Origin of the sequence: Telmatobacter sp. DSM 110680, from assembly GCF_039994875.1 — a bacterium.
Classification (GTDB): Bacteria; Acidobacteriota; Terriglobia; order Terriglobales; family Acidobacteriaceae; genus Telmatobacter.
In genome coordinates this window covers 3,783,734-3,796,111 of record NZ_CP121196.1, presented here as the reverse complement: position 1 = coordinate 3,796,111, position 12,378 = coordinate 3,783,734, and the positions used below count along the sequence as shown (strand labels likewise).

The 12,378-nt window shown below is 55.7% G+C and carries 9 protein-coding genes; 5 read left to right on the top strand and 4 right to left on the bottom strand.

The window, feature by feature from the left end; genetic code table 11:
- Positions 1–84: 84 nt before the first annotated feature.
- Together P8935_RS15560 and P8935_RS15555 are read right to left on the bottom strand one after the other, a co-directional pair.
- Positions 85–930, bottom strand: coding sequence for a hypothetical protein (locus tag P8935_RS15560; RefSeq protein WP_348261213.1), 846 nt, complete (start codon positions 928–930; stop codon positions 85–87).
- A gap of 120 nt (positions 931–1,050) precedes the next feature.
- Positions 1,051–1,953 carry a winged helix-turn-helix domain-containing protein gene (locus tag P8935_RS15555; protein ID WP_348261212.1) on the bottom strand — a complete coding sequence of 301 codons (903 nt, stop codon included), beginning with the start codon at positions 1,951–1,953 and terminating at the stop codon, positions 1,051–1,053.
- A gap of 185 nt (positions 1,954–2,138) precedes the next feature.
- Between P8935_RS15555 and P8935_RS15550 the strand changes: the two genes are divergently transcribed.
- The 5 genes from P8935_RS15550 to P8935_RS15530 all read left to right on the top strand — a co-directional run bounded on the left by P8935_RS15550 (position 2,139) and on the right by P8935_RS15530 (position 7,188).
- On the top strand, positions 2,139–3,455 hold the full coding sequence (locus tag P8935_RS15550) for a tetratricopeptide repeat protein (protein WP_348261211.1): 1,317 nt from the start codon (positions 2,139–2,141) through the stop codon (positions 3,453–3,455).
- Between the two features lie 281 nt (positions 3,456–3,736).
- Positions 3,737–4,195, top strand: a complete 459-nt coding sequence (locus tag P8935_RS15545) for a hypothetical protein (protein WP_348261210.1) — start codon at positions 3,737–3,739, stop codon at positions 4,193–4,195.
- Positions 4,196–4,314: 119 nt separating this feature from the next.
- Positions 4,315–4,872: a hypothetical protein gene (locus P8935_RS15540; RefSeq protein WP_348261209.1), complete on the top strand. Its 558-nt coding sequence runs from the start codon at positions 4,315–4,317 to the stop codon at positions 4,870–4,872.
- A 285-nt stretch (positions 4,873–5,157) separates the two neighbouring features.
- The gene (locus P8935_RS15535; RefSeq protein ID WP_348261208.1) at positions 5,158–5,685 is read left to right on the top strand and encodes a SprT-like domain-containing protein; all 528 of its coding nucleotides are present in this window, start codon (positions 5,158–5,160) and stop codon (positions 5,683–5,685) included.
- Positions 5,686–5,766: 81 nt separating this feature from the next.
- On the top strand, positions 5,767–7,188 hold the full coding sequence (locus tag P8935_RS15530; protein WP_348261207.1) for a Gfo/Idh/MocA family oxidoreductase: 1,422 nt from the start codon (positions 5,767–5,769) through the stop codon (positions 7,186–7,188).
- A gap of 81 nt (positions 7,189–7,269) precedes the next feature.
- Here P8935_RS15530 and P8935_RS15525 read toward each other — a convergent pair whose 3' ends face one another.
- The gene (locus P8935_RS15525; protein WP_348261206.1) at positions 7,270–9,897 is read right to left on the bottom strand and encodes a VWA domain-containing protein; all 2,628 of its coding nucleotides are present in this window, start codon (positions 9,895–9,897) and stop codon (positions 7,270–7,272) included.
- A gap of 129 nt (positions 9,898–10,026) precedes the next feature.
- The gene (locus P8935_RS15520) at positions 10,027–11,985 is read right to left on the bottom strand and encodes a DUF3857 domain-containing protein (protein WP_348261205.1); all 1,959 of its coding nucleotides are present in this window, start codon (positions 11,983–11,985) and stop codon (positions 10,027–10,029) included.
- Positions 11,986–12,378: the final 393 nt, after the last annotated feature.

Genomic DNA, 12,378 nt, shown 5'->3' with positions numbered 1-12,378 from the left:
TGCATGCTCTCAGGCACTGGCACCCTTTGCAGCCACCGTTGTTTTTCTCGAGAGAAACAGGTCGAAGCGAACGATGTCATCGATCTAGGTCGCCGCCGAACGCGAAGCTTCAAAAACATTTCCGCCATCTATCACTGTCATCACAACCTCCTGCGCACGCTGCTCAAATCGGACTTGGATCGATGGCGCACCGGCCGGATAGAACTTCATCGCACCTTGATGAAACAGCGGTCTTTCCATCGTTCCTGCGCGCTTCCAACTCAGTTGAGGAGGGTATGCATACATGGGACTATTTGCGTATGCATGCATGTCGGCCGAGACCTCGATCCGATGCGAGGCATCGACGCTGACCTGGTAGGAACCGCAAATGATGTTCTTTTCTTTATCCGCGAGAGGCGTTGGGTTCAGCATTTCGGCATCTCCGAGAGAGTGCAGATACGCGTATACGTCTTCCGCATTTTTGCCGCCCAGTCGGGCGTGAGCCAGAAGACTGATGCTGTGCGGCCCTGCCACGCGCTGGACTCCGGGTTGGCGATCCACGATTTGTTTAACCACGGAAAGATCACCAAAAAGAACAGCCGAGAAGAGCGATGGGGTTGCCCCCTTTGAAAGCAGATACTCGGCTATGTTGCGGCGTCCCATGTGACAGGCGGCGCCAAGAGGAGTCTCCCAATCGCCGAAGCCCCAATCCCACGACGCCTTCACCAATTGCGGATGAGGCTCGACGACTTCCTTCACTTTGTCGAGACTGAAATGGGAAACCCGGACGAGATTCTCGATCAGATCCGGCGGGTAGGCAGGGTATCGCTCCGCCAAGACTTCGGCATTCTGCGGTGCGTCTGTTTCGTTTCGCTGAAAGCCGGACGATGCGAATGCATTTGCGGAAAGAGCAAATGATGCGGAGTGCAGAAACCTACGTCGTGTAAACATGCAGAACCTCGGAAGTGGAGTTGACCCGGTGCCCAAGGATTGGCCGAAGCCGGGTTCAGAATCAACCCAGTTGGCTGCCACAGACGGTGAGTTTCAGGAAAGAAGCTTAAACGTTCCGAATCAGTGACCTGAGGATGGAAATGAAGCGGCTTGTTCGGGATGGTTCGCCATCTTTGCGGCGAATTGTGAAGTGATTCGCGCAGCCGCATCGGATTCGACGGTCATCGGATCATCCAGTCTTCGCTCGATACGGACGACTTCAATGTGCGTGAGATCGGAAAGACGAATCAGGTGGGCGAGGATCAAAATCTTATTGCCGTCAGCCTTCACCTGGCCGAGCACCGCGTACTTGCAGCGGAGAGTCGAAGCAACGGCTGCGAGATCGCGCTGCTCGCGAGGAGCGCGGAGAATGCCCGCATTTCCGATCACCCGGTAGTGGCCCCCACTCCGCGATGCAAGTTGGACCACTACATCATCCGTCAGGTTGCTGGCCAGTCTCTGCGTTTGCGGAGAGTTCGAGTCGGCGTCGAATCGCATGATCGCAAGATTTGGAGAATTGCTCGCGCTCGCCACGGAGAGATACATGACCACTCCGAGAGCGAGGACGGCTAGTCCAATCGCGGCTCCCGCAAGCGGAATCCAGCGCATTGTTGAAGTCTTTGCCGGATTTACTCCCGGCAATGCGGCCGATGAAACTGAAGCATTTTGAACAGGCGCAATGAATTGATATCCCTGTTTGGGAAGCGTCCGTATATACAGGGGGCGCGCGGCATTATCCCGCAAGGCCGATCGGATCTGGGCTATGCAAAAATTCAACCCCTTCTCAAAATCGACGTAGGTGTCATCGCCCCAGATGGCCTGCTTGAGCACTTCGCGCGACACGACCTGGTTGTCTCGCGCCAGAAGGACGGAGAGAAGGATCGCCGGCTGGGCCTGCAGTTTTACCAACCGCCCCTTGTGGGTCAGAGCGCGGGTTCCGGTATCAAACTCAAACTCGCCAAATTGAAATCGCTCGACGCTCATCAATGCGGTTCCCAAAAGCAGCTGGATGCTCGAACTGCTGATGGCAGTCTAGTAATGAAATGCAATTCAGTCTCTCTTTTCGTTGCGAAGCGCACTCTGCGCCATGCGAGACGCCCGAGGAATGCGTCGCCACGCCGCGAGCGTCTAATTCCCAGCCAGCCGGTAAACTTGGATTGAGGTATCTCGTGCGTCGCTTTGCCCTCGTTTTCGTCCTGCTTTGCCCTTCTGCGGTCTCTATCCAATCTTTTCCTCAGGAACCTTCCGGGGTGGGACCGGACTCTGCACAGCCAACTGCCCTTCCGGCCGAAGTCGCTGACGCCGAAGCCGCTATTGTCAAGTCCGACTGGAAGACCGCGTCCACCAAGCTCGACACCTACCTCGTAACCCACCCCACTGATGAGCGCGCCTTGTTCGACGCCGGCTACGTCGCGGACCATCAGAATCAGCTCGATACCGCATCCGATTTCTACCGCCGCGCCACCGCGGCTAATCCCAAATCTTTCGAAGGGCATCTTGCGCTCGGTCTACTGCTTGCCCGCCAAGGTAAACGAGACGAAGCTCACATGGAGCTGGCCGCTGCCACCACCCTTGACCCGGGCGACGCTGGTCCGCAGTTGAAGGCTCGAGCGTGGCGTGCACTTGCCCGTCTCGATAAGCCGGGACCGGACGGTGAAGGCAACGCCGCTGAAGCTTCAAAGGAATTGCTGGAAGCGCTCAAACTCACTCCCGAAACCACGGACGATTCCCTGCTTGCTGCCGATCTGGCCGAGGCCTCCGGCGATCATGACGCAGCCGAAGCCGCCTACCGCCGCGTACTCGCCGATGATCCCAAATCGGTGGCCGCCAATTCCGGGCTGGCACACGTTCTGATTGGAGGCAAAAAGTTTCCTGAGGCTGAAAAACTGATCCGTATCGCTCTTCAGCAGGAACCAGACAATCCTGCCCTCAACGCACAACTCGCCACGGTACTCGCTGCGCAAGACAACGCTGAGGCGTTACCTCTTCTCCAAAAACTGCACGCTGACCACCCCACCGATGCCGCCATTACGCGGATGCTTGCCGGCGTGCTTGCCCAGGCGGGCGATGCTGCCGCTTCTGACAGGCTGTTCTTGCCGCTGCTGGCGAAGTCTCCAGACGACATCGATCTGCTGGTGGCCCATGGACAGAACCTGATTCGTCAACAGCGCTTCAGCGAGGCGTTGGCGGCGTTCGATAAGGCCACCAAACTCGACTCGGCGAATGCCGACGCATGGAGCGGAATCGCCTTTGCTGCTTCTAAGCTTCACCAGCCTGAGCTCGCCGTACACGCTCTGACGGTGCGTTCAAAATATATGCCGGAGGTGCCAGCAACCTACTTTCTATGGGCCACATCCTACGACTCATTGAAAGACCGGACGGCAGCCATCACGTATTATCACCACTTTCTGGATGCATCGGCCGGCAAGTTTCCGGATCAAGAGTGGCAGGCACGTCAGAGGCTGCAAGTGCTCGAAAAGAAGTAGCCGGAGCGCAACGAAAAGACAATACTGTGACATTTCTTTGATGGCTTCGAATTAAAGTTACTTTTCACACGGTCTTTTAACTTGCGCATTTGCCGAAGATGCTCCTATAGTTCGCTTAATCGCAAGTCGATTCGCTGTCTTGGGAATGGCTGGTACGGTTTTGAATTAGTAAGGAACAAGGCTTCCGAGCTGTATTTTCATCAGAATAGCGGCAAGTGTGCATTACGGCACAGCGCGGGAACTTTGGGTTTGTTTTAATTCCGCTTCAGCGGAGGTTCCTTATGCGGTCTCAAGGTTGGTCGACCATCCTCCTCGCTATCGCAGCGCTTTCAATCCCTGCGTACGCTTCTTCCCCGGACGACAAGCCAATCAATCAAGACAGTATTGCGGCCCTGCAGGCCAGAATTCCCGCAGCACAGCCGCGCGAGCAATGCTTCCTCTACGCCGAACTCATTCACCAGATGACCGAGTTCAGCCTGAAGCAGTACGCCGCCGGCGACGTGGATAAAGCGAGCGATCTGCTTAAACAGATCCAGACTTTGACCCACAAGATGCACCTCAGCGTCGGGGAGAACGACAAGCGGCTCAAAAACGCCGAGATACTGCTCCGCCATACGGCCTTCCGGCTGACTGAAATGCTGCACAATAGCAGCACAGACGACCGTCAGCTTGTACAGGAAACGCTTGCCCAGGTGAATCGCGCGCAGAGCGAGACCATGCTCGAAGTTTTCCGCAAATAGATCGAGCCGCGCCCTGGGACATCACAGCCCCACCTTTTCACCACTTCTGTGCCCTTCCATCCCTCCTTCTCTGCCTCTACTCTGCTGTGATTCAATGGAATGCAAGGTGTGCGATCTCCATGCGTCCCGTCGTCTCTTTGTTCACCGTTCTCGCAACGCTACTATGCCTCCCTCCATTGGTTACGCCCGTGGCCCTCGCGCAGAAAGAGCACCACGACCCCCTCACCGAAGCCCAGGTTGAGAAAATTCGCGAAGCCGGCATCGATCCTAACGAGCGGATCAAGCTATATACCGAATATCTGAATGACCACGTCGGGGCTGTGAAAAGCCTGAGCAATCGCGGCAAGTCAGAAGCGCGGGCAATCCACCTCGACCGCGAACTGCAAGACGTGGCTACATTGATCGATGAGCTTGGTTCGAACCTCGACGAGTACTCTGACCGCCACGCGGATATCCGCATCGCGCTCAAGGGCCTCGCCGATGCGTCGCAACGCTGGCTCATAACACTGAAAGCGCTCGCGGGCGAGGAACCGTTCGACCTGTCAAGAAAAGAAGCGATTGAAGCCGGCGAAGATCTAACCGATCAGGCCCAGCGCCTTTTGCGCGAGCAGTCCGACTATTTTGCGCTACACAAGGATGAAAAAGGCCAGGAACGCGCTGAACCTAAACCCCAGTAAGCAAGTTCCCCGCTCTAAGTTTAGATTTCCGAGTTTTCTCATACTGAATCCTCGCTATCCCAACCTGTCGATTGCTTAACTCTCCGTTCTCGGTTGCGAGTCTCAAATATGCTAATTTCGAACTTGGTGGCTTCTGATCTGAACGCAATCTTTGAAGAAGAATATCGCGCATTGCGCCCGCGGGCGCCCATGCCTCCCTTCGCTATTAACTTCCGGCGCTTCACCTCGTTAAACACAACGATTCGCCTTCGCAAAGGCAAAATCTTTGTCAGCCTTTCTGACTTGATGGAAGGCGCGCCCGAAAGCGTGATCCGAGCCATCGCGCATATCCTGCTCGCCAAGCTCTACAAAAAGGATATTGACCCAGCACATAATGTTCGCTTCAAACGTTTCACCACCAGTGCCTCGGTGGCACGCCAGACTGAACTGATCCGACACGCCCGCGGGAGCAAACGCTTTTCCGGTCCGCAGGGCCACTTTTACAACCTCGAGGAAGTCTTCGATTTGCTGAACATGCGCTTCTTCGGAGGTCTGCTCGGGCGTCCCGAGCTTACCTGGAGCGAAGGGATGGCCAAGCGTTCGCTGGGCCACTATGACGCCGCGCATAACACCATTGTCGTGAGCCGGGTCTTCGACCGCCCTTCAAGTCCGCGCTATGCCATCGAATATCTGCTCTATCATGAGATGCTCCATCTCAAGCATCCAGTGAAGATGCGGGGCTTGCGGCGCTGCGTTCACTCGCGCGAATTCAAAGCAGACGAGGCGCTCTTTCCTGAATTGCGTCAGGCGCTCGCGTTCATCAAGCGGCTCTGAGCCTTCGAGTTTCCGTCGAGGCTTCGATTCCGCGCGTTATGATTCTCAGCGGAAATCTCGAAGCCGTTTCATGGAGTCCAAATGACCCCGCCGTTTTTTGCTCGATCCTCTGCCATTACGCGCCGCACATTTATCCAGTCCGCCGCCGCTGCGGCAGCGCTTTCCGCCAGCCCTTTTGCGCGCGCACGTCGCGTGCCGGCGCACGAGCGCATCACCATCGGGGTCATCGGCTGGGGAATGATGGGGCCGGCCAATACCAAATCCTTTCTCGGCTTTGATGATTGTCAGGTTGTCGCCGCCTGCGATATCGAGAAGAATCACCTTCAGGCCGCGGTCGACACCGTCAACACTCATTACGGGAACAAAGATTGCGCTGCCATCCACGATTACCACGAAATGCTCGCCCGCAACGACATCGACGCCATCATGATCGCGATCCCCGATCACTGGCACGCCATCGTTGCTACAGAGGCAGCCGCGCGCAAGAAGGATATCTACGGAGAAAAGCCGCTGGCCCGCACCATTGCAGAGCAACAGGCTATCGTTCAGGCTGTGCACAAGAACAACATCATCTGGCAGACGGGTTCATGGCAGCGGTCACTTCCGCAATTTCACAAGGCCGCGGAAATCGTACGCAACGGACTCATCGGCAACGTGACGCACGTGGAGGTCGGACTGCCCGGTGCGCCACACGACTTTCCGCACAGCGTTCCTGCACTGATGAATAAGCTCTCAACCTTGCCCGGCAAGATCCAGGATCCTTCGCAGATTCTGCCGAACACGCCGGCATGGGACCTTGCAGTTACGCCGCCGCCGCCGGATCTGGATTACGAAACGTGGATCGGCCCTTCGCGTATGGAGCCGTATATTGAAGCGCGCGTTTATCAGAATTGGCGCTGGAACTACAACACTGGAGGTGGGCAGCTGCTCGACTGGATTGGCCACCATGGCGATATAGCGCACTGGGGCCTTGGCTTCGATCTCAGCGGTCCCTCGGAGGTCCAAGGGTTTGGCGAATTCCCGCCGGCCAATGCTGTCTGGAATGTCGCTTTGAAATATTCCGTCGAGTGCACTTATCGCAAGGAAGTTACGGGCTACCCGAATGACGTGTCACTCACAATCGGCGGCGGCTCTCCGGCAATCAGCATGGGAACGAAATGGATCGGCACCGATGGCTGGGTCTGGGTGGACCGCAGCGGCTTCGATGCTTCCAATCCCGAGTGGGTCAAGATGGATTCCCTGCCCGATGCGCAGCGCAAAATTCCCCTTTACGAATCGTCAGAGCATCGTCGCAACTTCCTCGACAGCGTCAAATCGCGTAAACCCACCATCACACCCGTTGACGTCGCGCACCATTCCACTCTTCCCGGCCACCTTGGTGTAATCTCGATGCTCGTTGGCCGCAAATTGCAGTGGGATGTGAAGCAGGAAAAGATTCTGAACGACCCCGAGGCAACAGCATTGATGACGCGGTCGTACCGTGCGCCCTACAAGCTTGGCTAATAGGGCTCGCGATGGCATTTAGAACCCGGGCGCAGTTGAACGATGTGGATTTGCATGAACTGTCTTGTTGACAGTGTCTTCTTATTGTGGCGATTGGTCGTCTGCGGGAATAATGCGGGAGTCGGTACGGAACACGTGGTAATGGTCGAAGGCGATGTCGTTGATCATTGTTTCGACGGGCAGTTCACGGTCGTTGGAGGACACAAAGAAGCTGGGATCCGGTATCTCTGATTTCTTGGGTCGCGATTTCGAGTATGCCATTGCGATCGCCACACTGCGCAAAGGGCAGATGTATGCCTTCCCACCAATTTCGACAGGACCATATTCAACCATCAGGTCGGCCCTCGTCATCGGATAGGCTTCTTTCAGATCCGCCTGGAGCATGATTCGCAGGATGTTGCCATTGGCAGGGTCAACAGTGATCTCGCCGTGATATGCGGAAATCTGTTCAAAGAGGCCCGCTCCGGTTCCCGCTCGCTGGGCGAGACAGCAGAACTTGACCTGATAGTGAGACTTGTCCCTTGGCACCGCAAAACGATACACCGCGACTGGCCCCGACGCACGTGACTCCCAATGGCTCCAGGTCAGGCTGCTTCTGGATGAGTCGGCCAGCACAGTCCCAAGTATGGGGCCAAATTCTCCGGTAGTGACCAAACCGAGCGAGGGTGATTCGGTCCCACCTTTCTCTTCCGCGTCCAGCGTTTGTTTGCCTTCGCGGTAAAGCACCGTAGCTTTCGACTGATTGATGACATGCAAAGGCTCATAGGGGTAGAAGACCGAATACTCCTGCCGCGCCGGCGAATCCGCGAACTGGATCACCTCGCGTGCTGCGAAGAAATTTGGCAGCTTGCTGAGTGCCTTGGTGGCATAATTCGCCGCTAGTTTGAGCCATTGGATCTGCTCGTCCACAGTGGGCGTTGGAGGAAGAGGCGCCTGCGCCGCAGGTGGTTTGAGAAATGCGGAAGAATCGGCTTGTGCGACCAAAGCCTGCCTGGATTGCGCGCCGGGTAAATCTAAGTCCAAATGGGCGAGCCTGTCGGAATCAAGGCGTTCGATGAGTTCCATCTCGGCGAGTTGTTTTGCGAGTTCTGCATCCGACCGGCCATGGGAGGATGTGAGGATCTGCTCCAACTGGTCGACTGTGACACGATTCATGCCCTTGCGGATATGAACAGGTTTTGCATTCGCAGAAAGTTTCGCACCGTCATCTGGTTTCTCGGTGCTCTTTGAGGCAAGGGCAGCGGCAGTGAGCGGACTCACCGGTGTCGAATCCGTGAGACCGGCGCCTGCGACGTCGGTGGAGCCCCCTTTTGTCGATGCCTCTACGCGTTTACTCGGCTGTGTCTCCGGCGAGACTGAAGGGTTCTTCGCATTTGCAGCCTGCTCGGTGCCGGTGTTCTCAACGGCGAAATAACCGCGACGTGCCTGAACGCTTTCTCCTTTCTGTTTTGTTGCCAACGAAACTTTTAGAGCATGGAACTTGCCATCCCATTTCTCGTTTCGAGGAGAAAATGCCAGGATGTAGTGCGGCGGATCTCCTACCAGCGCGCCGAATCCGGCCTTGAGATCGTTGTCACTGTGGAAGAACGTTCCACCTGTACCTTCCGCAAACTCAGCCAGAACGTCTGCGCCGACAAATGCGCGGGATGCGTCGAGATGATATCTGGCCTGCGCGGCGCGCGGGTCGGCGAGGATGCTCGTGTTTTTTGAGGCGTCGGACTCTCGCATCAGAACCGACAGACCCTTCGGATCGAGCGAATTGATTACGACCTGCGCGCGAAGAGCTTGATCGATAATGCGGTCCAACGCGTACTGCTCGCTCTGCGATAGAAAGCCCGGTGAAACCAGAACCACTGACCGCTCACCGGGAGCTTTCGAGATTAACTTCACTACCTGCTCGAATTGCTCTAGACTCGAGCGTGACAATGATTGGGACTGGTCAACAATTTTCTGCGCCAGCATGCGAATCGCAACCATAGAGCCCGAATCTGGGTGGGATGCGCTAGGGTCCGGTGAGGAAGCGAAACTTCTTACAGGGCATGTTTTGGATTCTGCCCACGCAACTCTCCAAGCCTCGCTATCCGGATCATTGGTGTGCAGAATTTCGAGAGCCTGATAGTCGGATAGATCCGGACATGGATGTTCCCTTGCGGGCCCCATGGAACTCGCGTGCAATTGCATTAGGGCTGCGTGAAACTGGTGAGGGTCGGAGGTAAAGTCGGACAACATCTTTTCCGCGCTGAAGATAGCGACCCTGTCATTCGGCTGAAGACCGGTTGCGAAAAAGTGATCTGCAGCATCGCGAGCCTGCATCAGGTCGGCATCGGAGGAATTCAGATCGTCGAAGTAGAGTGCGATAAACCTCTCACGGTGCGCGGTGGTTGGCGACGCAGTCTCGCGACGAGGAGTTGCACTTGTAGATTCATCCGAACCTTCGTCTGAAGCGTGTTCTTCAAACTGCGTGATCGATTGTTCCTTGCCCTGATCCAAGACCTTGAAGTCTTCCCTCTTCAGACCTCGAACGGGCTCACCCTTGGCATTGCGGACGACGACGCGCACGATGACCAGGTTGCTTTGTACCTTCAATTGGAAGGACAGTTCGTTCGATGTCTGGCTTTGCGCAGTTAAGGACGGAGAGCAGAAAGATGCCACTACCAATGCAAGCAGGATGAGAAACGGCCGATTGCGACGAATCCTGAGGGTAGACACGGAGCGATCCATTCAACGCTGAGAAGTGTAGCATTTACGGGAGCCACGTGAGTTAGCTCGCACACGCTGCGAAATCCCAGCGTCCCCTCTAGCCGTTGTGGCTATCACGAAAGAATCAGGCGGCGCAGATCAGTTTCCTTTCTGCGCCGTTGCCGAATTTGTGAGCACGATCTGCTGCTGATCTGCAGCATTCACCTTTTGATAGAAGTCGCGCATCGGACTATATTCATCCGGCTGCAGCAGAGTGAAGGCACGCGCCAGCGTCCGCGTTACGGTCAGGTCGTTACCGCTGGGCGTTGATTTGATTTGGAACACAGCATATCCGGTCCAGGGAATTTGCGTTGTGGGCGCAGCGGTCTCAATTGAGAATCCAGCCGGGAGATGCATCAGCACGCCGTCTTTGTACACCGCCGCAAAGTGCATATCCACCGGAAGTTTTCGGTCTGGCTGCGCGATGAACCCCTGATCCTCGGAATGCGCAAAAAACGAAGCCGGCAAGAGAAGCCGCTTCGATGTGGCCGTTCCTGGCGTGCCCGTGACAGTTGCGTAGGCAGCGAGATCGGCGCCAGGATCATCCAGCTTGGCAAAATGCGTCAGGTGCGCTTCAACCCCGGACGGAAGCTGGGTCCTGAGCCAGTCGTCGAAGCTTTTCTTCAATGTATCTTCGTCGACGCGCAAAGAGGCCTGGCGCCAACGCAAGGCTTCCTGCCCGGACATGCTGAACTGCAGCTTGCCGTTCGCTGAGCCGTCCGGACTGATCGTCAACTCCGCTCGCCGCACCACGGCGTTCGCTGTGTAAGGAATCAGAGGCGTTGCCCACGGTCCGACGCCGCCTGCCGTTTCGCGTATGCCGCCAGCGCCTGAGTGCTTCCACGCGACAACTTGAAACGGACACATCTTCTCGGCAGGATCGAGCACGTATTCCTTGCCGTCTGCGCTCAAAATTACAACCACATCGTCGAACTGGCTAAAGCTTAGATAATCCGGATCGAAAATGCCGTTGTCGCGATTGACGACAGTCATCGGATATGCGGCCAAGTGGGCGGCTTTTAACAGTGCGAAATAGAGCAACGCAATCTCTTCCCCGTTTCCGCTCTTCTGGTTCCAGACATCCTCGGCGTGCTTAGTCGGCTTTAGTCCCTCGCGCTTGCGTTCAGCCTCTGTCTTCTTACGCGAGAAATCTGTATTGTCCAATGCTTGTACCGCTGCGTAGATCTTTCTGGCGCGATCGAGGTCGCTGTCTCCTGGAGTGATCAGTCCTGCAGCTGCTTCTTTGAGAGCGGCGGTCGGCTCCGCAAAGCGATTCATCTCTTTCAGCCAGTTCTTCGATTCAACCTGCCAGAACTGCTGCGATGATACGGCCGAAGAAAAATAGAACTCCACTTTGTACTTCCGCGAGTCCAAAGGCGGCGCCCATTTCTCATCAGAGAGCGGTGGCACGTCGGCAAGGTTCAATTCGAAGCGTCCCGCTGCATCAGGTTGCAGCTTCTGTCCACCGGGAAGGTTGGTGTACCAGAGAAGTGCATTCCCCAGAAACCCATTGCGCGGCTGAAAGAAGAATCGTTCCTTTCGCACCGGATACCTCTTTTGCACCTCCCATGTCGGCCTCGAAATCCAGCCTTCTTCGAGTCGCACCTGAAAGTAGTACTCGATAATGCTTCCGACCTCGACGCCCGGCATGCTTAGAACCTTGTGCCGGATCTCTTCATCCCCAACCTTCTTCACCATCAAATCTTCAGGCTTCACATTCAACGGGACGATTGAACCGTCGGCATGAATGGTGCGGCCCTGGATCGCCGCGATGCTCGATACTCCCTTGAAATATCCAAGGTCAACATTCGCCAGGTCTTTTGCGGATTCCTTCAGGATCTTGATCCGCGCGTACTCACTCATGTAGTTGACTGCGTTGTCTGTTTTGTTTTCGAAGTTCAGGATGACAGCTCCCGCATCCGGATATTTCGGATCAGCCGTCATCTTTAACTCATCCGGCGTCGGTGCCTGAAATTGCGCAAAAGCTTGCGCGGCAAGTAGGAATACAAAGACAGTTACACTCGAGGCGCAAAATAGCCGCAACCGGCACATCGTCATTCAGGGGTCCTTCCCTTCCATATTTTGGGGAAACGCAATTGTGGCATACCAGTGCGACGGTTGCCCAACATGTGTTGCGTTTCTGGTCCTCAAGTAACCGAGAACTTCACGCAATGCTGTAGGTAGTTTCTGCAATTCAATGATTAGACGAAAGCTGTACCGTGCGGCAAAGCAAGGACTTCCTCCCGCGCGGCGAAATTGTCAAGATTTTGACATCAGGGCAAAACTCTTCAGGAGAGGTTGGGTCTATATATCAGGGAATCCCTTGATCTTTCTAGGTAGTTTTAAACCGCAAGCTGAAATCTCGAGTCCCAATTTGATTGCTCTTCCCTTCAAGGCCTGTGACAATGAATGCAGATTCCCGGAATTTGTTGCCGACAAGCCCGAGCCAAT